The organism is Mucilaginibacter achroorhodeus, from assembly GCF_007846095.1.
Lineage (GTDB): Bacteria > Bacteroidota > Bacteroidia > Sphingobacteriales > Sphingobacteriaceae > Mucilaginibacter > Mucilaginibacter achroorhodeus.
The window spans coordinates 110102-134387 of the sequence record NZ_VOEI01000002.1 but is presented as its reverse complement, the minus strand read 5'-3'; the positions used below and the strand labels follow the sequence as shown (position 1 = coordinate 134387).

16 protein-coding genes are annotated in these 24286 nt (G+C 43.1%); 15 read left to right on the top strand and 1 reads right to left on the bottom strand.

Features of this window, described 5'->3' with window-relative positions:
• The first annotated feature begins 66 nt into the window (after positions 1-66).
• The 12 genes from FPZ42_RS06565 (at position 67) to FPZ42_RS06510 (ending at position 19957) form a co-directional block, all read left to right on the top strand.
• A complete protein-coding gene (locus tag FPZ42_RS06565; protein ID WP_146269702.1) occupies positions 67-2037 on the top strand; it encodes a hypothetical protein in 1971 nt (656 codons plus the stop codon).
• Positions 2038-2047: 10 nt separating this feature from the next.
• Positions 2048-2545: a hypothetical protein gene (locus tag FPZ42_RS06560; protein ID WP_146269701.1), complete on the top strand. Its 498-nt coding sequence runs from the start codon at positions 2048-2050 to the stop codon at positions 2543-2545.
• Between the two features lie 11 nt (positions 2546-2556).
• A complete protein-coding gene (locus FPZ42_RS06555) occupies positions 2557-4905 on the top strand; it encodes a hypothetical protein (protein ID WP_146269700.1) in 2349 nt (782 codons plus the stop codon).
• A 20-nt stretch (positions 4906-4925) separates the two neighbouring features.
• Positions 4926-6560: a hypothetical protein gene (locus FPZ42_RS06550; protein ID WP_146269699.1), complete on the top strand. Its 1635-nt coding sequence runs from the start codon at positions 4926-4928 to the stop codon at positions 6558-6560.
• Between the two features lie 388 nt (positions 6561-6948).
• Complete coding sequence (locus FPZ42_RS06545) at positions 6949-7548, top strand: RNA polymerase sigma factor (protein WP_146269698.1); 600 nt, start codon at positions 6949-6951, stop codon at positions 7546-7548.
• 105 nt (positions 7549-7653) lie between these two features.
• Entirely contained in the window at positions 7654-8817 is a 1164-nt protein-coding gene (locus tag FPZ42_RS06540; protein WP_146269697.1) for a FecR family protein, read from the top strand.
• Between the two features lie 183 nt (positions 8818-9000).
• The gene (locus FPZ42_RS06535; protein ID WP_186458700.1) at positions 9001-12306 is read left to right on the top strand and encodes a SusC/RagA family TonB-linked outer membrane protein; all 3306 of its coding nucleotides are present in this window, start codon (positions 9001-9003) and stop codon (positions 12304-12306) included.
• Positions 12307-12326: 20 nt separating this feature from the next.
• Complete coding sequence (locus tag FPZ42_RS06530; RefSeq protein ID WP_146269695.1) at positions 12327-13949, top strand: RagB/SusD family nutrient uptake outer membrane protein; 1623 nt, start codon at positions 12327-12329, stop codon at positions 13947-13949.
• Positions 13950-13979: 30 nt separating this feature from the next.
• Entirely contained in the window at positions 13980-14942 is a 963-nt protein-coding gene (locus tag FPZ42_RS06525) for a glycoside hydrolase family 18 (protein ID WP_186458699.1), read from the top strand.
• Between the two features lie 3 nt (positions 14943-14945).
• A complete protein-coding gene (locus FPZ42_RS06520) occupies positions 14946-16112 on the top strand; it encodes a DUF1735 and LamG domain-containing protein (RefSeq protein ID WP_146269693.1) in 1167 nt (388 codons plus the stop codon).
• Positions 16113-16131: 19 nt separating this feature from the next.
• Positions 16132-17562, top strand: a complete 1431-nt coding sequence (locus FPZ42_RS06515; RefSeq protein ID WP_186458698.1) for a BT_3987 domain-containing protein — start codon at positions 16132-16134, stop codon at positions 17560-17562.
• Between the two features lie 286 nt (positions 17563-17848).
• Entirely contained in the window at positions 17849-19957 is a 2109-nt protein-coding gene (locus FPZ42_RS06510; RefSeq protein ID WP_146269691.1) for an alpha-L-fucosidase, read from the top strand.
• Positions 19958-20168: 211 nt separating this feature from the next.
• Here the strand turns inward: FPZ42_RS06510 and FPZ42_RS06505 are convergent, their stop codons facing one another.
• Entirely contained in the window at positions 20169-20411 is a 243-nt protein-coding gene (locus FPZ42_RS06505) for a hypothetical protein (RefSeq protein ID WP_146269690.1), read from the bottom strand.
• Between the two features lie 487 nt (positions 20412-20898).
• Between FPZ42_RS06505 and FPZ42_RS06500 the strand changes: the two genes are divergently transcribed.
• The 3 genes from FPZ42_RS06500 to FPZ42_RS06490 are packed head-to-tail and all read left to right on the top strand — an operon-like array spanning position 20899 to position 24159.
• Positions 20899-21447: a YciE/YciF ferroxidase family protein gene (locus FPZ42_RS06500; protein WP_146269689.1), complete on the top strand. Its 549-nt coding sequence runs from the start codon at positions 20899-20901 to the stop codon at positions 21445-21447.
• 1 nt (position 21448) lies between these two features.
• Complete coding sequence (locus FPZ42_RS06495; protein WP_146269688.1) at positions 21449-23659, top strand: catalase; 2211 nt, start codon at positions 21449-21451, stop codon at positions 23657-23659.
• 14 nt (positions 23660-23673) lie between these two features.
• The gene (locus FPZ42_RS06490) at positions 23674-24159 is read left to right on the top strand and encodes an ankyrin repeat domain-containing protein (RefSeq protein ID WP_146269687.1); all 486 of its coding nucleotides are present in this window, start codon (positions 23674-23676) and stop codon (positions 24157-24159) included.
• The last annotated feature ends 127 nt before the right edge of the window (positions 24160-24286 follow it).

The following is a 24286-nucleotide window of genomic DNA, read 5'->3' as shown; positions in this document are numbered from 1 at the left end:
TAAACCTGCACGGGTAGAGCGTGCAGGTTATCAAACAAAAATACTTACCCATAAAATATAAAGATCATGGCTTACGAATTTACAGGAACGCCAATTGGACCTTACTATGGCGCAAACAGAATGCTGGTAGTAAAAAACGACGAAGATGGAAATACCTATCAGCTTAACATTTTTCCCGATCTGTTTAACGAGCAGCTGCGGGCAGCGGGCAGGCCGCTGCAGTTCTGGTACCTGCCAGATTCTCCCCGAATGGCCCGCTTTGAAAATGGCGATTACATGTTCCATTTTACAAAATTTGCAGGTGTTTTAACTGCCGACGATAATATCGCGGTGGCTTCGCCCGGGCAGCTTGAAGTAGCAGGTGGTGTATTGGCGTTTACCTCAACATTAAAAATACCTGATAGCGTTATTACTAACACGATTGCCGAGCTTAAAAAGAACATTACCGATAACCCAAGGTACAGCGCCGATAGGTTATTTAAAGCAGGCAGCGATACCCAATTGGTTGATCTCGGTGTTGTGCCAATTATCGATAACGACGTTTTTATTTCATCGCTATCACCTGAAAATGTTGCCGACCCTAATACAGAAAGACCTGATAACCCATGGTTATGGAAAATGCAGGGCGAAGGTAAGGGCACCATTAACCCGGTGGGTAACAACGCTTACACCGCTATGGTGGGCCAGTACCCTGCGCAATTGTTAGAAGCGGGTTTCCATGGCGCATCAAGCCCCATTTTTGTGCACAACACATTAAAGCATAAATTTTATACAGGCTCTTTCAACGCATCTATCCACGGCGATTGGAGCGCAATTTATAACCACTTTTCTGCAGATGTGAAGGCCTCTTACCTGTTTGTAAAAGGAGAGATCCAGGCTGCGTTTAACAGCGCTGTGCAAAAAGGTATCATCAAGAAATCGATCACGATCGATAACGAGGTACTGACACCCGAACGCGAGAAATTGTACGAAGCCCAGGTTGATAAAACCTTCGATAAGTTTATGGAAGTTGCCCAAAAGGTGATCTTTGACCCGCAACCGCCAAAGGTAGAGAACGCAAAAGCTGCTGATACGGGCGCAATAGGTGTAAGTTTTGCACTGAAATTTGAGCACAATGAGACCCATCTGCAACTGGATTTTCAGGAAGAGATCAATGAAACGTACATAAAAGATAACACCATATCTGCCCACCTGATGGGCTTTTACGAGACCTTAAAAGACGATCCGGCAAACGAGGCAAAATATTTTGATACTGTACACCTGGCCGAAGGCTTCCGCAAGATACATGTTATTGCATCTGCCCGTGCTTTCTGGCCGGACGAGAATGGTAACGGGGGAGACCCGATAGATCAGCTATTACTACAGGTAGGTTATCCTGATAGTACAGGGGGCATCGTATACAAAAACTCCGGTTTGTTTATGGATAGTGTGGGCGCAGAAAAATCCACAACGCTGGCACCCGCCGTGTGGACGCGCAAGTTTAAAGACCGCATTATCATATTTGATTTCGAGCGCCAGGACAACCTGCCTGCCGATCAGCAAAGCGTAGTCTACATTAAACGCGAGATCCGTTTTCTGGAAAAACCAAATGTAGAAGTGCCGGATCATACGCTCAAGATCAGCGAAGAGAAAACTACCGAACACAGCATTGAAGTAAAAGCCGAGGTGCTGGGTACTTTACGTGTTGGACCCATTGAACTGGATACCACGCTTGATGACCGCACCAAAATGATGATCACCTTTAGAAGGCCAGATCGCGACCCGGTAACATTAAGGTTCACTGCCGACACACTTGCCAACCCGCAATTTTTTGAAGCCTGGACGGCAGACCCTAAAGATGCTGTAAAATGGAGTTACCAGGTAACTATGATCATAGAAAGCCGTGTAGCTGGCATCCCATCGGTTACCTACACCGGCGACGAGATCGAATTGGCTGGCAGCGTACCGCTTATTGCAAAAACACCGTTCCCTCCAGCTGATTTAAAAGAGCAAATAGAAAAGCTCAAAAAAGCAGCAGAGAACCTCATAGACTTTTAATACCCAAGCAATGCCACAGATAAAAACAATAGAAGAGGCTAACAAGCAACACCTGGAATGGCCATCCATTCCGGGTGTTATAGCCCGGCTTGACCTTAGGCTAAAGCAAAGCGGTGATGTTTTTGGCAAAATATCATTTACCGCATCGGTATATATAAAGCAGGATAGTAGTGCTGTTCTTGACGGGACACTGATTGACAAAATAGTCATGCAAACTGGTTACCCCGATATTAGTAACTATATAACTTTTAAAAACTCGGGCACCTTACTCAATAGCGATAAGCAAACCCTGCAACCTATGATATGGGTGGCAGGTAATAGCGGCAGCATATTAAAAACAGTTTTTGCCAGTAACAGTAACGATACCGTGTTGGTGAAATATGAGATACAGCTTGATCTGCAAAAAGCAAAGGCACTGGGCCTGTCTGATTCTTTTTCGTCGGCGATAGAAATTAAAGTAAGTAAGGATGACACTACCAGTCACCTGGTAACCATCTTAATCAATTGAGGGATAGCAAAATGACAAATATTAAGTTCAACAAAATTAACCCGGCGCTTTTTACCCGGGTACAACCTATAGCAATGACACCGCCGGATACTGCTACGGTTACCGCTGCAATATCAAGGCTAAATACCCGCATGCGGTTTCAGGAATTTGCTGATGTGCCGCTGGTAAATTACATTATGCCGGCAGAGGTAGCTGTTACAGGGCCTATCATTGATGATGGTTCTACAACGGTGTTTCAGGATGTACATGGCAACAGTCAGTGGTTGCTCCCTACTTTCACTAAAAAAGCCCCGTTACAAGGTGGCTTTAGTTTTGCGTGTACAAAAAATGGCAAAACAAGCGATAGCACCGGCAATATCATTGATAACTACACTGGGACCATTACTATTAACCTGGATACCAATCTGCCGGCCCCCGATCAGGATGTTACTATAGCAGGGGACAAAGTATTGCCCTTAAACAACATAACGGCAGTTTTAAATTTTAAACTGGCTAATGGCCAGGTGCTTACTTACCAGCCGGTTGTTGCCATGGCAGGCACCGTTTGTACCTTAACTTTTAATGCAGATGATCTTGGCGTTTTAACTAACCTCTACAAGATCCTGTCAGACCCTACATCACTACCTTTTTGTTCACTTGTTATCCAGGGTACTTACTGGGGTTTCAGAAAAAAACAAGAACCGCAGAAACTGATCAAGTTTCGCAATTTTGTTAAGCTAAACCAAGCTGTGGCTTTTAGCCAACGTTTAAAACCGCTTGAGGTTCAGCCCGCCTTTTCCGTAAATCGCCGCATTTTCAGAACCCTTGGGGTTGACGAGGTGTCTGAGAATACTGATCTTCCAGATCCCTACGTCGCGCCGGAAAATCCTCCCGAAGAACCCCCACCGGTTGAAGACCCACAGATCACTGAGGTGCCTGAAACTGCACCGGAAGAAGTACCACAAGATGATGCGCCAAAGTACGAGCAAGTAGATAATGTACCTTACATTACAATTATACCTGTGAGTTTCGATTGCGCAACTTATCCCAATAATTATGTTGTTGTAGATGGCGATAGCCAGACAGTTTTTGGATGTAACCCACCCTTTGACACCAGTATAACAAGTAAACATGCGTATGCGCAATTTTCTATCTTAACGGGCTCGTTGTCAGACGAACATTATGGTATAAACGCCATCTACCGCAATCAGCTCAATAACAACTACCTTATTGTGCCCGAGCAATACCTTATTGTTTTAGAAGATCCATCCGATACCAAACAGCTTGTACCATCGGCATATCTGAATACAACTATAGATCTCAATGATGCGGATGGCGTTGGCAAATCAACCGCCAACTTTAAGTTCAATGTTGCGCCCAATTTATCGGCGTGGCAGGTTCGTAAAATAAAGGAGCTGATAGTAAAAAACCTGCCCCAAAACCTGGGTAAAACCGTCAATGATATCTACATAGAATATCCGCAGGTTTTAGATGCTGCGCAGAGCCAGCAATTATTTAACGGGCACAACATCCCGGTGGCCGAGGCAGTATACCTGGGTGCAACTACCAGCAAGGCCAATAGCTTAAACTTATTCCATATTGAATTTAAACAAGTGCCTATCCATGATGGTACAGCTGCAACTTTAGCAGGATTGTTAAAATCAACAGCCGGCGGCATTGTAGACAAATTTGTGTGGAAAGTTGATACCCCTGCAGATATTGTTGTGCAATCGGCAGTTAAACTCTCGCTGTTTGCTGTTACAGGCGATGCTTTGAGTTACAGCGTAAATGTGGCGGATGATACTAAATATCTATCGAACAATAGTTTATATGATGTTGCCATAAACAGCTACAGCAATAGTGGGGCAACTACAGATGTTACCCCTCCCGCGCTCATACGCGGTAACAATACAGTAGCCACTTCATCATTAGATTTTGGCGCGGCTATCAGCAATGTTAGCGATCTTAACTATGCCTATAAAGCTGATGAAGGCTATGTAAAGCAGGTGCTTAAAGAGCTCCGTTTTAACGCCGACGAGGTTGATGACAGCATTATTGTAACAAACAATACCGGCTTATTTGCCAAGCACAACATTAAGCAGATAGATTTTTACATAAGCATTACCAGATCCGGCGATACAGATCCAGCCAACGTGCTTACGTCAGCAACAAAGAGCATCACCGAAGACGGGGTTATCAATCATATCTCTTTTATTCTACCTGTAGCTAATTATCTAAGCAACTGGTCGGCCATTTACTACACGGTAATAACATTTGCTGATGGTACAGCTCAGTTAGCAACAGACCCGGTGCTGATTGATGATATCAACAGAATAGGCAAGGTGATTAACCTTACGGCAACATCATTAGGATTTAACTAAACAAACACTAAATACAAACCATGAAAAAGCAATTATTTTACAGAAGCCCCGATATAAACGGAAACGGGGGTGGTGACGATGAACAACCTGTTAATGAGACATCAACAGACTCAGGCGAAGAAACCAGCAGCGAAGAAGGCGCAACCGATGGAGATGCAACCTTAGGCGAAGAAACCACATCTGAAGACGGCGCAACTGACGAGGACGTTACCTCAGACGAAGAAACCGGTTCTGAAGATGGCGCAACTGATGAGCATAACACAGAGTTAGCTGACGAGAACACCAGCGAAGACGGCGCAACCGACGGAAACAATACCGAAGAGGGAGAAACATCAACCAACGAAGAAGAAACTCCTGAAGATGGTAATACTGAAGAGGGAGAAACATCAACCAACGAAGAGGAAACTCCTGACGATGGTAATACTGAAGATGGAGAAACATCAACCAACGAAGAGGAAACGCCTGAAGAAGGTAATGCCGAGGAAGGAGAAACATCAACCAACGAAGAAGAAACGCCAGAAGAAGGTAATACTGAAGAGGGCGAAACATCAACCAACGAAGAGGAAACGCCTGAAGAAGGTAATGCCGAGGAAGAACAAACACCCAGCAGTGAAGAGCAACCTGAAGAGAGTAATAACGAAGAAAAAGAACCCCTTGTTGAAGACGAGTTTCCCAAAAACAACAATGGCGGCGGCCAGCAGTCATCTAATGAGGCAGAAGCGCCAAAAGAGAACAATTTGGTGTCTGCCCCGCCGGTTGCTGTAGCATGGCCCGGCAATTTAAGCCAGTCGCATGTTAGTTCTCCGGGTGATGAGCTGGCGGCTTTTATAACAGCCATAAAAGCTAACCGGGCCAACGTACCCGAGCATCTTACCGATAAAAATAAGGTGAAGAATGGGTATATGTATGATCCATTCTCAGGCAAATCACAGCCACAGCCCGCATCTATACAGCCCAACACTGTAGATGCCTGGATATGGGAAGAGCTACGGAGCGAGGGCAGTTACACCTCAATTAACACTTATGATAATATGGTGGTTACCTGGGGAAGGGGGGTAGCAGGTGCCAATATTGCCAAAGTGCTTAAAAGTGTATTCAGTGCTCATAGTGATATACAAACAGAGTTTAATAACGTTGGTATAGCCTTAAACACCAACGGCATACTGCAGGTGGTTGATACAACCCAGAATTGTGTTAAAGAGGCAAGTTTTGCACTGCAAACAATTAAAGCCGATAAAAAGCTTCTTGATTTCCTTGTCGACATCTCGTTAAATGATAAGTACAAGGAAGTTTTCTTAGATGCACAATGGAGCTTTGTTAAAACTTTTAACTCAACTTTATTTGCCCATGTAAATGCAAGTAGTTGGAGTAAAGATGCCGTACAACTGATGTTTCATTTTAACTGGTGGTTGCCGGCCTATGCCTGGAATGGCCATCCGCAAAATTACAAGGATACCGGTGGCGACGTAAACAAGATCATCTACATTTTTGCCGGTAATCTTAATAAAAATGCCGTGTTGGTAGGTTATCTAAAGAAATTTGCAGGCAATGCCTTTAGCAAATACGTAGCAAAACAGGAATACGAAACGCAACCATCAGGCGAGCACATAGTGTTTGAGGATGCGGGGAAAACCTATTATTTCCCTAAACTTTAGGTATAAGATTCAATAATATTCCACCAACTGATTTAAGGGGAAGTAAATAATTACTTCTCCTTTTTTATTGTGTTGAGTTACTGTGGCAGCTTCGAGATTTTGACAAGTTTACTTTATCGCTGACGTATTGCATGGCGTTTGCTATCAATACCCCCATCAAGTCAGCTACAGGGGTGTTTCTTTTGAAGTCAGTTTTAATTAGCCGGGGTTTGATCAATTGGGTGAATGGCATCAGGTTGATGTATGGTTTGGCCAAATTTTAAAAGAGTCTTCGTGCATCAGCTGACGGCTACCTCAAACCAAAAATAATTCAATTACAAATGTCTCAAGAATAAAGTAATAATCTTCTAACGTTTATTAACTTAGCAGATTATAAGCCAATTAACCCGTGCCTGGTTACGAAAAATTAGATGAAGAACAATTGCTCCTTAATTTAAAACGAGGGGACGATGCCGCATTCACGGAAATTTATAATAGGCACTGGGAAGAAATGCTGAACATCGCTTATCGTCGTCTCGGATCCCGTGAGGATGCAGAAGAGGTGGTTCAGGAGGTATTTGTAAGTCTATTCTTACGAAAGCAGGAAATTTCACTTCGAACTTCGCTTACAATTTACCTCAGGGCAGCCTTAAAGTATAAGGTGATCGATGCTTACCGCTCGCAACAAATGCATATAAGGCACATCAGCAATATCCTTTCTGAAACGTCTACTAATTATGACGCCCCCGATCAGAAAATGTCTTTGAAAGAAATGCAACGTGATGTTATGGAAATAGTTGAAAAGTTGCCGGTTAAGTGCAGGGAAGTTTTTGTGAAAAGTCGTTTCGAACACCTTTCGCATCAGCTGATTGCCGAAAGCATGGGTATATCTGTAAGCACAGTTAAAAAGCATATCTGCAAAGCAACCGCATTAATTCGCAAGGAAATGAACAAGAACGAAGCAGATTTGCTGTTTTTGCTGCTGATTTTCTTGTCAACCAAGGGATAATTATTGCAATGAAATAATTTACTGTATATCAGTTATTTATATTTTTTTTACTCTTTTTTTATTTCTTGAGTAGAACCTCAGTGCTTTTTGTTCGAGTATACTTATATGAACAAAAAGCAAGGTAACCACGATGAGCATATACTGACGCTGATTGCCAAATATCAGGAGGGGATAGCCACCGAAGATGAAATAAGGCAAATAGATTTTTGGTACGATAATCCGCCGTCATCAGAAAAATATGCGGACGGTATGTCAGATTTTACCAAGGCTAAAAAGAGAAGCAGGTTACTTGAAAATATCTATGATGAGATTGGCAAGCGCACTGCTAAGCAACCACAACTCAATTCCAAAAAGATTATCCGCGCTGTTGTTGCTATTGCAGCAATTGTATTGGTTGCTCTCGGAGCGGGATTTATATTACTCCAAACTTACCTTAAACATGATTCGGTTCAGCCTTTGACTTCTGCCGCTTTGATCAAACCTGCCCCTTCAAAGGCATTATTAACCTTGAGTGATGGTCGGCAGATAGTCTTGAATGACGCGAAAGCGGGCGTGTTGGCAAATCAGGGTGACGCAACAATCACGAAAAATAGTAATAATAACATCGTTTATAACACCGGGACATCACTGAGCAGTAAGGTGGAATATAACACGATGGCTACTTTGCGCGGTGGCGAATATCACCTGGTCTTAGCTGATGGAACAAACGTATGGTTAAATGCAGCATCATCCATCAGGTACCCAACTTCGTTCCCTGGAAAGGAAAGAATTGTAGAGGTATCAGGGGAAGCTTATTTTGAAGTTGCACATGATATTGCTAAACCTTTCAAAGTTGTCTCTAAAGGGCAAACGATTGAAGTATTGGGAACGCATTTCAATGTAAATGCTTACGCCAATGAGCCGGACATTAAAACAACCTTGCTCCAAGGTTCGGTAAAGGTAACGGCTTATGGCATTAAAAATATTCTAAAACCTGGTCAGCAAGCTGCTGCCAGTGTGGTCGGGACGACTGTTTCAGAAGTCGATACAAAGGAAGTAGTTGCCTGGAAAGAAGGTTATTTCGAGTTTACCGATGCAGATATACAAACGGTAATGCGGGAATTATCCAGGTGGTATGACGTGGAAGTTGTTTTTGAAGGAAAAATACCTTCAGAAACTTTTACGGGCAGGGTATCTAAATTTCTGGATCTGAATCAGGTTTTGACACTTGTAAAATCACCCAAGATTCACATTGTTACGACGGGAAGGAGGATTATGATCAAAGAATAATTACGCTCTACATGGTCGTAATCACAAAAAAAGCTATTAGTGCTCGAACACTAATAGCCAAGGCTGGATTACGTTAACAATTTCCTATTCCTATTAACTTTTAAACCAGTTATACAAATGTATAAAAATTATACGCCTAAGTGTGCTTTGCCCAATCGGTGCGTAAACAAAGTGCTGCAAATTATGAGATTGACCACCTTGATGCTAATTGCATCTTTTATCCATGTCAGTGCAGCTTCACTGGCGCAAAAAATAAGCCTTACCGAGAAGGGATCATCACTAAAAAAAGTTTGCAAAAACATCAGTTTGCAAACTGGCTATTCCTTTATTATCAGCGGAAGTGTTTACAAACAATCCAAACCTGTAACCATAATGGTTAAGAACACTGAATTGCCTGAAGTGCTGGATATGATATTTAAAGATCAGCCTGTCAGATACCAGTTGCAGGATAAGACAATTGTGCTGAGTGTTGGACAAACAGACAATTCTGCAGCTGAGTCACCGAAGACACAGTTAAGACAGCAAAAAATCACAGGTAAAATCACAGATGAAAAGGGCTTGCCCCTTGTAGGTGTTACCATAAAGGTAAAGAACACAACGAAAGGTGCTGTAAGTGATGTAAATGGTCATTTTATAATAGATGCTACAATCGGTGACGTGCTTGTGGTATCTTATGTTGGCTTCGTAGCAACGGAGTATACTATTAAAGACCAGAGCCCTGTAAATATCGTACTCCAGGAAGCTAAAAATGAACTCAACGCAGTTGTGGTTACCGCCTTGGGTATTAAAAGGTCAGCAAAAGCTCTTACATACAATGTTCAGGAACTTAAGGGTAACGACATCAACGCACAGAATGACGGTAACTTTGTTAATAACTTGATTGGTAAGGTCGCAGGTGCGACTATTAATACCAGTGCTACCGGAATTGGTGGTTCAGCAAGAGTTGTTTTAAGAGGTACAAAGTCGCTGAACGACAGCAAAAATAACGCACTTTATGTTGTTGATGGAGTGCCACTTTTCAATTTCAATGGTGCCGGTACTGGTGTTCCCGGTGTATTTGATGGTGCAAATGCAAGTTCCGATGGTATTTCGCAGCTAAATCCTGACGACATCGAATCATTATCTGTTTTGACAGGCCCCGCAGCAGCCGCGTTGTACGGGAGCAACGCCTCAGGCGGTGTTATCCTGATCACGACCAAAAAAGGCATAGCTAACAAAACCAATGTCAGCCTTTCAAGTAGTACCAGCTTTTTTAGTCCCTTCGTGTTACCAAGATTTCAAAATACGTACGGCGCTTCAAGTCCTGGCGCATTTGATAGCTGGGGCGCTAAATTGTCTACACCCTCTACGTACAACCCGAAAGACTTTTTTCAAACCGGTATGTACCTGGATAATAGTGTGAGCTTATCAACCGGTACTGAGAAAAACCAAACTTATATTTCGGCTGCAAAAACAAATGGTAGCGGAATTATCCCTAATAATAAGTTAGACCGCCTGAACCTAACCTTGCGCAATACCGCAAATTTTTTCAACGATAAGTTGCAGATGGACCTCGGGGTGATGTATGTAAAGCAGAACGATCAAAATCTGATTACACAGGGTTTATACAACAATCCGCTGGTAAGCGCATATCTATTGCCCAGAGATGAGGACATAGCGAAATATCAGCTTTATGAGCGTTATGATGCCACCCGGAATTTCAAAACGCAGTTCTGGCCTTATGGTAGTCAGGGTTATGCCATGCAAAATCCCTATTGGATAGTGAACAGAGATATTTATACTAACCAAACCAGCCGCTATCTACTTAATGCAACAGCTAAATATACGATCAACAATTGGCTAAATGTCGTATCGCGCGCTAAGTATGATAATACACAATTGGTCAATGAAACTAAAAATAGTGCTTCCACTACCACAGAATTAGCAGGCGTTAATGGGCTATACGCGATAAATAATACCAGTCAATATCAAACTTATGTTGATGTTCTTTTAAATGCTACTCACAAAATAAAAGATTTTAGCGTTAATGCATTTTTAGGTGCCAGTTATGACAATAGGCAGAGAACTTCAAATTATTTCGGTGGCGACTTAGCCACAATTCCAAATTTCTTTATCACATCAAATGTCGATCTTGGTAGCCCCAGAACTAAAATAATTCCCGGCTTTAACCGTACGCAAAACCAGGCTGTATATGGTACTACTCAATTTGCTTACAAAAACAGTTTGTTTTTAGATGTAACCGGGCGTAACGACTGGAATTCAGGGCTATCGCGTTCAACAAATGTGTCGCTTTTTTATCCGTCAGTTGGCTTATCTGGTGTCATAACAGATTTGTTTAACATAAGTTCAAAAACCTTACCGTATTTAAAGGTACGCGGCTCTTACAGTGAGGTAGGTACTCCGCCAGATGCTTATCTTACTAATCCTAATTATCTTTTTAGCAATTACACAGTTAGTACTGAAGGCATCCGTGTTATCAACACATTACAGCCAGAACGGACGAAGTCTTATGAGGCTGGTGTGAATGCCCGTTTATTTAATGGTATAATTACCCTTGATGTAACAGTTTACAAATCCTCGACATATAATCAAATATTTGATTACCAGGATGATGTGGCTGGTGGAAATAATTCTGGCAAGGTACGTGTTAACGCAGGCCGGGTAGATAATAAGGGCATGGAAGTTAACTTGGGAGCAAATACCACAGTTGGCCCGGTGAAGTGGACATCCAACGTTGTTTTTTCGCTTAACAGGAACAAGATACGTGAGTTATACAGCAAACCCGGCGCTAACGGGAAACTTATACCTCAAGATTCTGTGATAGCTGCAACACTTGGCAATTATCAGCAAAGGCCAACCGTTGGTGGTACTACAGGTGATATTTATGTTAACACTTTAAAGACGGATGAATATGGTTATATCGTAGTTGATCCGCGTACCAGACAGGTTTTTGCAGATAACAACAATTACATCTATGCCGGCACCGCCGATCCGCGTTATAACATCGCTATGCGTAACAACTTTACCTACAAAGGGGTTTCCCTGGGATTCTTAGTCGATGCACGAATAGGTGGAGTAGGTGTATCTGCTACCCAGGCCCTTATGGATAGGTATGGTGTTTCCGAGGCTTCTGCCGAGGCGCGCGAAGCCGGTGGCGTTTCTATCAACGGGGGGCTCGTTCCTGCGAAAGATTATTATGCTGTTGCCGGCGGTGGCGCAACAGGTATCGGCGCGCCTTACGTTTACAGTGCAACAAACGTGCGCCTGAGGGAGGCAACGTTGAGTTACCATTTTCCGGCTTCTTTTTTCAGCAATAAATTGAAAGGAGCAACCCTTGGTCTGACCGGGAAAAACCTGTTTATGTTCTACAATAAAGCACCGTTTGATCCTGAGTCAACCGCCTCTACCGGAACTTTTTATCAGGGTATCGATATGTTCAGACAGCCGAGTTACCGCAGTATAGGTTTTAACGTATCGGTTCAATTTTAATAACATCAATTCATACGCAAATGATCAAAAATATTTATCGCTGCTTACGCATCAAAAGAGCGATGCTGGCGTATAGCCTAATTGCCATCAGTGTCCTCGTCTCATGTACGAAGAATTTTGATGCCATTAACACCGACCCTACGCAGGTTACACCGGAAATGCTCAAGGCAGATAACCGTTACATCGGGGTATTTATCGTGCAAATGGAGAAAAATGTCTTCCCGATCTCCAACCAGGGTACCGGGCCGAACAACTTCGGGGACGAAATGTATCAGATCACGCAAAATCTGACTGGGGATATATTTTCAGGACAACAAGGGGCAACAGGTACGTGGTTTGGTGGTTCAAATAATACAACTTACAATCTGATACCCAGCTGGACCGGTGCCTATTTTGACCGCGCCTATATCGGGGTTTTTGCCGCATATAAAACCATACAGCAAACGGTTAAAACCCAGGCGCCTGATGTTTACGCCTTAGCACAAATTTTGAAAGTTGCGGCCTTCCAGCGTGCTACAGATATGTACGGCCCTATGCCTTACACACGTGCAGGTAGTTCAGATGCGACAATTAACTACGATAGTCAGCAGGTGATCTACCAGAGTTTCTTTAAAGAGTTAGACTCCGCAAGAACTGTACTTAAGGATTACCTCGTGAAAAACCCTTCAGGAAAGCCACTGGTAAATTACGACGCGGTTTATGCGGGTGACTATGCCAAATGGATAAGATTTGCTAATTCCCTCAGGCTGCGGATGGCTATGCGTATTGTTTACGCTGATGCTGCTTTGGCCAAAACAAACGCAGAAGATGCAGTCAATGATTCTTATGGTGTATTTACGGCAAATGCAGACAACGCTGCTTTGGGCACCTATATGAATTACAACTATCACAACCCACTGGAAGTGATAACCAACAGTTTTGGGGATGTAAGGATGGGTGCCACGATGGAGTGCTACCTGAAAGGCTATAATGACCCTCGTATCTCCTCGTATTTTAAGGCGTCTGATTTTGGGGGCTATCATGGTGTTCGTACCGGAATTAATGTTGATCGTAGCGGTTACATCAAGTGTTCGGCAATAAATGTGAATCAAACCACATCAACACCCTGGATGAGTTACCCTGAGGTGCTTTTTCTGCGTGCCGAAGGCGCATTACGAGGCTGGAACATGGGAGGGGGCAGTGCAGGCATTCTTTACGCCCAGGGTGTAAGTGCATCGTTTGCGCAGAACAACGCAGGTGATGCATCGGGTTATCTAAGTGACGCTACCAGCACGCCAACAAGTTACACAGATCCAGTGAATAGCAGCAATAGCTTCAACAGCAACCCCAGCAACATTACAATCAAATGGGATGACAACGCTTCGTTTGAGCAAAGCCTGGAACGAATCATAACGCAGAAATGGATCGCTGTTTTTCCTGACGGACAGGAGGCTTGGAGTGAATTCAGAAGAACCGGGTATCCAAAAATTCTGCCGGTGCTGGTCAACAACAGTTCTGGTACTATCAACACCACTACACAAATACGGAGGCTACCCTTCACCCAAAACCAATATAGCACCAATCCTGCAGGTGTTGCCTCGGGCGTTGCATTGCTTGGCGGTCCGGATAATGGCGGGACAAAGCTTTGGTGGGATAAAAAATAACGTTTAGGCATTTACTAATAGATTATGAAAATGAAATTTAAAAGATGCATTCAACTGGGCTTTTTGCTTGTATGTGCATGTTCGATTGCTGCGTGCAAAAAACAAAATATACCGGCACCGCTGGACCTGCAAAAACCTACCGTTTACAGCGACGATTATTACATAAAATTACGTGCCTATAAAAATTCGGACCACGCCAGATTCTTTCTTTGGCTGGCAGATTATAATGTAAAAGGCGCCACTACCGCATCACTTGGGGAACGTTTTGCCGGTGTCCCCGACAGCGTTGATATTATCAGTCTTTGGGGTGGGATACCGGACTCTGTGAACAATCCGAACGATTACAAGGAAATGAGATTTTCGCAGCGGGTTAAAGGGACAAAGATGCTCAATGTAACACTGATAACGCAAGACCGCTTAACCAGATATACACAGGATGATAAAGGCATCAGGGATTTTGCAGATGCACTTGTTAAAGATACCTATGACAACGATTTGGATGGACTGGATGTGGACTACGAACCTAACGGCGGATTTTATCAGAATCAGGATAATTTTATCAAATTAATATTGAGGCTTTCTCAATTTCTTGGGCCAAAATCCGGAACCGGAAAAATCCTTGATATCGATTATTATGGTGATACCCCGCCCAATGTATTAGCACCCTATGTTGACTTTGTTGTGCAACAAGCTTACGGTAATGGATCTGCAGCAGGGCTACAGAGCGCTTACAATAGCATAAGCGGCGGTTACAAACCAGGTCAATATTATCCTGCCGAAACTTTCGGCGACTATTACTCGACAGGGGGCGTTCAGTTCAAAGACGTAAATGGTAACACGGTGACATCTTTGTTGGGTTTCGGTCAATGGAACCCTACGCAAGGCCGCAAGGGGGGCTTTGGGGTATTCTATGGACAGCGTGATTATTATAATCCTGCTCCTTATGGTTACATCAGGCAAGCCATACAGGCTTGTAATCCTGCAAAAAAATAAATCATGAAAAATCAAAAAATCATACGTACAAAATATTTCAGCCTTTCAGTATTCTTTTTGGGTTTGATCGCGCTGGTTGCCGGTGTCGCAGTTGTAGGTTGCAAAAAAGAACCCGCTTATCAGGATAAGGTGCTCGTTACAGGCACTGATGTGAACAACATCGTGAATTTTACTGTTGACGGTGCAGGATCGAGTACTGCTATCACGGCTACAGCCAGTGGCATTGTTAACCAGGATGTAAACGTAACGTTCAAAATAGACACTATCTTACTGGCAGCCTATAACCAAAAAAACGGAACGAATTTCCGCGTTCCACCAGCGGGTAGCTTCACATTAATAGGAAATGAAGGTACTATCAAAGCAGGTACAAATGTGTCTGGTGCCGTGTCATTGAAGATAGTAAACACGGACAATTTTGTTGACGGACGTAACTACATGATCCCGGTATCTATAAGTGTTCCGAAACAGAACTTGGAGGTTTTGGAAACCTCAAAAACCGCTTTTGTGAAATTGAATAAAGTGGTAGTAACAAGCGTTTTTAATACCACAAACGGCAGAAGTTTTGTGAGAACTTTCCCCAAGGTTTTAAGTCTACCAAATTTTACGTTTGAGTTTCGAATAAATGTCTCCCAATTCGGTTCCGGCTTTCATATCAGCAGGTTAGGGGTTTTTCAGGACACTTTAGCTGATAATAGCAGGCATTCCTTTAATCTTTTCAGGTTTGGTGAATTATCTGACGATATAAATCAATTGCAGTGGATAAACACTGCCGGTAAAATATCCTCAAAAACACGATTTGCCACCAATACATGGTATACGGTTTCATGTGTGTTTGATGGCAACACTTGCACCATGTATGTAAATGGTGTGGCAGATGGATCATTCCCAGCCGCCGGGGCCAAATTTAATTTTAATGAATTAGACTTGCTGTTTGACGGTCAACCGCTACCCGGATATGTGAGTGAAGTTCGACTTTGGTCGAAGGCGTTAACGACAGGTGAAATGCAAAATGGCTTTTGTGGAGTAGACCCCTCGTCACCGGGTTTGGTTGCCTACTGGAGATTCAACGAAGGAAAAGGAAAAATTATAAATGACTATTCAGGCCATGGTTATACCTTTTCATTAGATGCTGACGCTAATTGGGCGGCAGGTATCAGATGTCCTAACTAACTATTCAATTATAAGTAACATGAAAAAATACAATGCGTTTATAATAGCGGCAGGTTTAACAGCTTTCTGCATGATAATGCTTTTTGCCTGTAAAAAGGATAATGGCGATATCAAATATAGTCAAAGGCCTGCCTCAAATAATCTGTTCCTGTCAATTTCCGGAACCGGGAACTTGAATCGTACGCAAAATTTTACAACGCTGAGTACCACAGGTGGTACTGCTGCAGTTGGTTTAAACCTGACCAAGGCGGCTGGGGCAGATATTACGGCATCCATCGGTGTAGATACTAATAAAGTTGCAAACTATAATGCGGTCAATGGGACGCAGTTTCGCTTATTGCCCGCTACTTACTATGATTTGCAGGCACCTGGAAATGGTGTAACCATTAAGGCTGGAAATTTATTTTCTACCGATTCTGTGAAAGTGAATTTTAAGAATTTGAAAGGCCTGAGAGCAAGCAATTATTTGTTACCGGTGACCATTTTAAGTGTCTCAGGTGATAAATCGGCAATTTTAAGCGACTCGGTAAGAACGGTATATATCAATCTTACCCTTAGTGACGTAAAACAACCGGTTGCTACGCTTACCACAACTTCCGGTAATCTGGTATCCCTTACCTATCCTGTGGGTGCTAAAGGTGCTGCAGCAGTTACACCGATCACGATTAATGTGAGCCCGACATCACCTAATAATTTAACCATCGGCGTTGCTACGGACAATACAAAGATTGCAAGTTATGGTAGTGGGTTTACTGCCTTTCCTGATGGTTCATATTCGCTTTCTGCGACAACTTTAAACTTAGGTTCCGGTCAATCAGCTTCTTTCAACGTGAACATTCCTGATCTGTCAAAATTTGATGGAACAAAATCTTACCTGCTCCCTCTGATGATCACAAAGATTAATGGCGATGAATACGTGTTAAATGCCAATAAGATTGTTTACGTCCAGCTGTCATTCAATAACCTGAATAACACTAATAATACCAGTGCTGCGGGTTCTAAATTATTAAACAGGCAAGGCTGGTTGGCTAATGCGACAGCCTCATTCGATGGCTCGTTTTACGGCGGATCCAATTATGTGCCAGCTAATGCAATCGATGGAGACAACAGCACAGACTGGGTATCCAATTACCAAACCGGCACCGAATCGATCACGATTGATATGGGCGCTTCTCATCAGGTGAAAACAATCGCTTACAGTAACGCATTCAATAGCATCCTTTCTCAATTTAGTATTGAGGATTACCCGTCATCCGTAAAGGTATACACAAGTACCAATGGCACAGACTGGACGTCACAAGGTACATATCAACCCGTAGCTAACACCGGAGGTTCAGCGGCTGCGCCGGTCAATAACTACATTAATTTCTTTAATCCGATAAACGCCAGATATGTCCGGTTACAGGTGGGATATTACAAATCATTTACAGAGATAAATGTGTACGAATAATTAAGTTTTGTTAATGTTTAGTTGATTTAATGTTACGCACGAAGTTCTTATTTCCGTCCAAAAATCGTTAAAAAAGTGTCGCAAGTGCGGGCGACACTTTTTTGTTAAATGTTACTAATGATATATAAGCTTTTGGAACATATGATATTCTTGATGATTTATTGGGTGATACCTATTCTTTTGATATTCATTGTTTTATTAAGGTTTATTACTTTTAAAGACCGCTAACATGATATAGCTAAGTGCATTCTTAAAATGATTTTTACTGAACATAACTGATTACAAAATGAGATTTTCAACCCTGATTATCACCTCATTCTTATTTATCCCTGTAATTTTATTTGCCCAATCTGCTCCGAAGCCTTATGGCCCCTTGCCCAGCGAACGGCAATTACACTGGCAGGAAACAGAAATGTATAGCATAATTCATTTTAGCATGGCAACGTTCAGTGACAAAGAGTGGGGATATGGTGATGAACCGCTTTCATCGTTCGCTCCCTCGCATTTTGATGCCTCAAAAATCCTTGCTACCGTTAAAGCGGCAGGTATCAAGGGTATTGTTGTTGTTGCCAAACATCACGACGGATTTTGTTTATGGCCTACCAAAACAACCAGCCATAATATTAGCAATACCCCTTACAAAAACGGGAAAGGCGATATCGTTAAAGAATACCAATTGGCTTGTAAAAAATTGAGCTTAAAAATGGGTATCTATTGTTCTCCATGGGACCGAAATAATCAACTGTATGGTGATCGTAAATACGTAACGGAAGTTTACCGGAAACAGTTGACAGAACTGTATCTAAACTATGGTGATCTTTTTATGTCATGGCATGATGGTGCGAATGGGGGTGATGGCTTTTACGGAGGTGCCAGATCACAACGTAAGATCGATAAATCCAATTATTACGGTTGGGACAGCACGTTTAGGATAACAAGGAAATTGCAATCGGGCGCCGCAATATTCGGAGACGCGGGGCCAGATGTGAGATGGATAGGTAATGAGGAGGGTGTTGCCGGCGAACCTTGCTGGGAGACCTTTACGCCTCATGCCGTTGAGGGAGACATCCCCACCAATGGAAACGTTAAATACTGGGAAAGCGTGAACGGAACCCGTGATGGCAAGTATTGGATACCTGCGGAGTGCGATGTGCCGTTGCGACCCGGGTGGTTCTATCACCATTCGGAAGATGGGCAGTCCAAGACACCATATCAATTGGTTAAGCTTTATTATGAAAGTGTAGGTAGAGGAGCATGCCTGGATTTGGGCCTTTCACCTGATAAAAGCGGATTGTTAACAATGGAAGACACCAAAAACCTGAAAGACTTTGGTGCGATCATCCGGTCAACATTTGCCGTGAACCTTGCCAAACAAGCTAAATTTACAGCCTCAGATGTTCGTGGAAAAAATGCAGGATTATTTGGACCACAGCATTTAACTGATCCTGACCGATATAGCTACTGGGCAACAAATGACAACGTCGCCCATCCACAATTAATGATCGATCTCAAAAGACCGGAAGTCTTTAATGTGATAAGACTCCGGGAAAACATCAAGCTCGGGCAGCGTATTGATTCCGTTAGGATAGATGCTTTTATTAATAACAACTGGGTGAAAATAGCCGGTGTGACCTCTATTGGAGCAAACCGGCTTATTCGGCTTAAAACAAATATTTTGGCTAAAAAGATCAGGTTAAGTATTTTCGCTCCGGTTTGTATAGCCTTGAGTGATTTTGGCCTTTTCAGGGAACCAGACCATCTGAGCCCACCGGTCATCCGTAAAACCAAAGACGGTAAAATTGAAATAACTACTGATGCGCCGGTAAGGGCATTACGCTATACTGTTGACGGCAAGTCACCAAGTATTCTCTCAAAAGTCTATAATGGCCCATTTTCCCTGGTAGACGGAGGTACGGTCAAAGCTTTGAGTTTTTCTAATTCCCAAAAACAAAGTGCAGTAGCAGTAACCACTTTTGATCAGGATAAAAACGGTTGGAGCGTTTCGTCCTCTTTACCATCTATTCCGGAGGCTTTAAATCGTGCTATTGACGACAATGAGCAAACTTTTTGGTTCGACGAAAAAAATGAGCAAGAGTCTGATATGCGCGAGATCATTGTTGATATGGGTAAACCCAAATTGATCACCGCATTCACTTATCTCCCAAGGCAAGACAAGAAGCCTGACGGCATCATCAGCAGTTATGAATTTTATACCAGTGATGACGGTAAAACATGGTCTGCCAATTCAATTGGAGAATTTGCCAATATCATTTCAAATCCTATAAAGCAAATTGTATCACTTCGTAAACCAATTACTGCAAGATACTTTAAACTTGCTGCTAAACGAACAATCAATAACCGCAACTCTGCAATTGCAGAGATCGGGGTCTGGTAATATCAGGTTTATCTGCAATGTTGTTTTCCATGATAACAAGTGCGCAACAAAAGCATGTTTTAAGCTTTATGACACGCGATTTCGCCAATGACTAAAAGCCGTTTCAACTTATTAGGGTAAAATGGATCCGGCACCAATAAGACAGATCTATTGGCGCAGCCGGATACAAATAGCTAAAGCGATGGGTTGCGACAGCATAACCGTAATGTCTTTATTGCAATAAGCCCTTGTTTTTTCTTTTTATATCTGCATCAACATATAAAAATATTGCACCAAAAAGGAATACGACGCCACCCATAAACGCAGGAATCTTAACTGACCAATTGCCATTTAAAGTGGTTATTGAAGCGGAACCTCCGCTATCATCCGGGTTTTGATGATGTTTGTAAAATACATTACCGCAGATGATCAAGAGCAGCCCTGCTGCGATCATAAAAATACTTAACTTTTTCATAATAATTTTAGTTAAATGTACGCCTGCTGGGAAAGCGACGGGTTGACCGTTTGGGAACGAATCGCTAAGAGAGAGGTTATATATAATACAGCATTGCACGACATAATGTTTTTATTTAAAAAGTTAACATTATACTGCAATGGATTACTGGTACCGGCATTTGTTATATCTGACCAACGCACTGGTGCGACAGTATAAATCATCACCTGAAGTCGTTGTATATTAATACAATCAATGTTGTGCTGAAAATTTCGATTATCCTTTTTATAGGGCTAATGCACCCTGAGCTCATACTACGAGCTTTCACCTTACCGAACTTGATTTTGAGTAATAATTCAAATATTTAAATATTAAATAAAAAAGCAGAACAATTATCTAAGCTGATGGTTTAATCAGAACTACTCATTGCCGTGCCGCATCATCTTATTGTTTTTGCAGTTCAGACCAGCATACGCAATCTAACAAATCATCTACTCGTAGCATATTTATGAAAAAAGAATCAGGAGAACCGAAATTCAGCACTAAAACATCGCCCGCAGATCAGCCGGCCTTGCTGGGGTTATTTGTAGACGGCATTAAAGACATTTATTGGGCAGAGAACCATTTGGTTAAAAACCTGCCAAAAATGATCGAATCGGCAACATCAAAATCGCTTGCGAATGGTATAACAGATCACCTGGAAGAAACAAAAAATCACGTATATCGCCTGGAGCAAGTGTTCGAACTACTGGGTGAAAAAGTGCAGGCGCAAAAATGCGATGCAATGGAGGGCCTGACCAAGGAAGGCGAAAGCATCATAGAAAGCACCGAGTCAGGAACGGCGACACGGGATGTGGGAATTATTTTAGCCTCACAAAAGGTTGAACATTACGAGATCGCCACTTACGGCGGATTGCATCAACTGGCCATTACGCTTGGCTTGGATAACATCGCAGCATTGCTTGCAGAAACTTTGGCGGAAGAGAAAGCAGCAGATGAGAAATTAACACAGGTAGCAGAGAACGATATAAACTACACAGCAGCAAACGAAGCATAACATGGCAAAGACACCATCACCAAAAATGGGTACCGAGGCGGCTATTGACAAACAACTGGCACCTCAACCCGAAAACGCGAAGACCCAAAGTCTTGCTCAGCACACTGCTGACGCTGCAGGCGAGCAGATGAATACCAACACCGGACTACCGATAAATGATGACCAAAACTCATTAAAGGCAGGAGATCGTGGCCCCTCATTGCTTGAAGATTTTCTTTTTAGGGAAAAGATGACTCATTTTGATCACGAGCGTATCCCAGAAAGAGTGGTACATGCCCGTGGGTCTGGCGCGCATGGTGTGTTTAAATTATATAAACCGTTAGGTGAATATACCAAAGCTGCCTTTCTGAATGACACTGAGACCGAAACACCGGTGTTTGTACGCTTTTCCACAGTTGCGGGTTCAAGAGGGTCTTCAGACCTTGCACGTGATGTGCGCGGTTTCGCAACCAAATTTTATACGACAGAAGGAAACTTTGACCTCGTAGGAAATAATATGCCGGTTTTCTTTATTCAGGACGCCATTAAATTCCCCGACCTGATTCACGCTGTTAAGCCCGAGCCTGACAATGAAATTCCGCAGGCTGCTTCAGCGCACGATACCTTTTGGGATTTTATATCGCTGATGCCTGAATCGGCGCATATGGTTATGTGGGCAATGAGTGACCGTGCTCTCCCTCGTAGTTTAAGAATGATGGAAGGTTTTGGCGTTCACACCTTTCGTCTCATCAACGCTGAAGGTAAATCAAGTTTTGTAAAATTCCATTGGAAACCATTATTGGGAGTCCATTCAGTTGCCTGGGATGAAGCGCAGAACATCTCTGGTAAAGACCCTGACTTTCATCGCCGGGATCTGTGGGACGCCATCGAAAGCGGTAATTTTCCTGAATACGAATTGGGCTTACAGATCATACCGGAAGAAGACGAATTTAAATATGACTTCGATCTCCTAGATTCGACTAAACTTGTACCGGAAGAATTGGTGCCCGTACAGCGTGTTGGTAAATTGACACTGAACCGCAACCCCGACAACTTTTTCGCGGAGACAGAACAGGTCGCCTATCACATTGGGCATGTAGTGCCGGGTATAGATTTTACAAATGACCCGCTGTTACAAGGACGTTTGTTCTCGTACACCGATACACAGTTGACCCGTTTAGGCGGGCCCAATTTCCAGGAAATTCCTATTAACCGTCCAATTGTTCCGGTACACAATAACCAGCGCGATGGCTTTATGCGCCAAACTATCAACCGTGGTAAAGTGAGCTATAATCCTAATTTGATAGGCAATAACGATCCTCAGCAGGTCAAAGAATCGGCAGGTGGATTTGTAAGTTACCGCGAGCGCATTGAGGCCCGTAAGGAGCGCCTGCGTAATAGAAGCTTCTTTGATCATTTTAGCCAGGCCAGGTTGTTTCTTAATAGCCAGTCAGACCCGGAGAGAAATCACATCGTTGACGCACTCACCTTTGAGTTGGGTAAAGTTAAAACTATAGCTATCCGTGAGCGGATGCTGGGCATTTTGCTGCAGATTGACAAGGGGTTAGCTACCCAGGTGGCCTACGGGCTTAGGTTACACCTACCCGAAAGTCCATCTACTAATCAAAGTATCCCGGCGGATGGAGATCCGGCCGATTACCAGTCTGTGCAGGCGGAAGGCACATTAGCAAAATCAGAGGCACTTAGTATGGCTAACACGGTAAAGGACACCATTAAAAGCCGAAAAATTGCCTTGCTGACAGCTGATGGTGCAGACGCCGCCTCGATTAAAGTTGTTAAGGATGCTCTGGTTGCCGAGGGAGCTACCGTTGAACTGATCGCACCGCGACAGAGCTATATAACTGCAGCGGATGACACACAGATCATTGTAGACCAAAGCTTTCTCACCGCTGCATCTGTACTATTCGATGCCGTTTATGTTGCCGGCGGCACCAACGCAGTAGCTACACTGGAAGCAGAAGCTAATGCCGTTCACTTTTTAAACGAAGCATTTAAGCATTGCAAACCTATCGCTGTTGCCGACGATGCTTTACAAGTGATCGGTGCTACTTATTTCAGTAAAAAGATACCTTCTGATTTTTCTGAAGCATCAGTGTTACGCGAAGGTATATTGGTTGGGAAAGCCGACAAGAACTTTACCAACCTGCTGATCAAAATGATTGGGCAACACCGTTTTTGGGAGCGTGAAAAACCAAGACTGATACCTGCTTAATTTAAATTGTATCTATGAACAACGATATTCAACCTATTATCAACGCCGCCCGAATGGGCGACGTTGATACCTTAAAAGGCCTGATTACTGCCGACATTGACCTAAACGCGACTGACGAAAAAGGTTATACACCACTCATTATAGCCTGTTACAATAACCGCCTGGATGCAGCCAGGTACCTATTGCAAGCCGGTGCAGACCCCGATGCTGCCGACCTTGGTGGTAATACTGCCTTAATGGGTGCCTGCTTTAAAGGGTATCCGGAGATCGCTGAACTACTTATAGAAAATGGTGCAGACCTTAACCGCCAGCATGGAAATGGTGGAACGGCGCTTATGTTTGCTGCAATGTTTGGTCGAAATCAATTGATTGAATTATTGCTGGAACATAATGCTGATATAACCTTGGTGGATAATCGTGGCATGTCGGTGTTTGACCTTGCAGCGCAGCAAGGCAATGAAGACGGAATTGTGATACTGGAAAAGTATCAATCAGCTTAATGAATTTAATTTGCCATCTACGCCACCTGCAGGCGTTGTTGGTATAGATGATATTATCATGCTTATGGATTACAGTTTAGCCCGGCTCTAAGGTTACTTCAAAAATCATAGAGAATCATTAGTTTTG

Excerpts from the sequence above, each read along its gene's own strand:
- FPZ42_RS06565 (WP_146269702.1), top strand. The coding sequence starts at position 67 with ATGGCTTACGAATTTACAGGAACGCCAATTGGACCTTACTATGGCGCA.
- FPZ42_RS06560 (WP_146269701.1), top strand. The coding sequence starts at position 2,048 with ATGCCACAGATAAAAACAATAGAAGAGGCTAACAAGCAACACCTGGAA.
- FPZ42_RS06555 (WP_146269700.1), top strand. The coding sequence starts at position 2,557 with ATGACAAATATTAAGTTCAACAAAATTAACCCGGCGCTTTTTACCCGG.
- FPZ42_RS06550 (WP_146269699.1), top strand. The coding sequence starts at position 4,926 with ATGAAAAAGCAATTATTTTACAGAAGCCCCGATATAAACGGAAACGGG.
- FPZ42_RS06540 (WP_146269697.1), top strand. The coding sequence starts at position 7,654 with ATGAACAAAAAGCAAGGTAACCACGATGAGCATATACTGACGCTGATT.
- FPZ42_RS06535 (WP_186458700.1), top strand. The coding sequence starts at position 9,001 with ATGAGATTGACCACCTTGATGCTAATTGCATCTTTTATCCATGTCAGT.
- FPZ42_RS06530 (WP_146269695.1), top strand. The coding sequence starts at position 12,327 with ATGATCAAAAATATTTATCGCTGCTTACGCATCAAAAGAGCGATGCTG.
- FPZ42_RS06525 (WP_186458699.1), top strand. The coding sequence starts at position 13,980 with ATGAAATTTAAAAGATGCATTCAACTGGGCTTTTTGCTTGTATGTGCA.
- FPZ42_RS06520 (WP_146269693.1), top strand. The coding sequence starts at position 14,946 with ATGAAAAATCAAAAAATCATACGTACAAAATATTTCAGCCTTTCAGTA.
- FPZ42_RS06515 (WP_186458698.1), top strand. The coding sequence starts at position 16,132 with ATGAAAAAATACAATGCGTTTATAATAGCGGCAGGTTTAACAGCTTTC.
- FPZ42_RS06510 (WP_146269691.1), top strand. The coding sequence starts at position 17,849 with ATGAGATTTTCAACCCTGATTATCACCTCATTCTTATTTATCCCTGTA.
- FPZ42_RS06505 (WP_146269690.1), bottom strand. The coding sequence starts at position 20,411 with ATGAAAAAGTTAAGTATTTTTATGATCGCAGCAGGGCTGCTCTTGATC.
- FPZ42_RS06500 (WP_146269689.1), top strand. The coding sequence starts at position 20,899 with ATGAAAAAAGAATCAGGAGAACCGAAATTCAGCACTAAAACATCGCCC.
- FPZ42_RS06495 (WP_146269688.1), top strand. The coding sequence starts at position 21,449 with ATGGCAAAGACACCATCACCAAAAATGGGTACCGAGGCGGCTATTGAC.
- FPZ42_RS06490 (WP_146269687.1), top strand. The coding sequence starts at position 23,674 with ATGAACAACGATATTCAACCTATTATCAACGCCGCCCGAATGGGCGAC.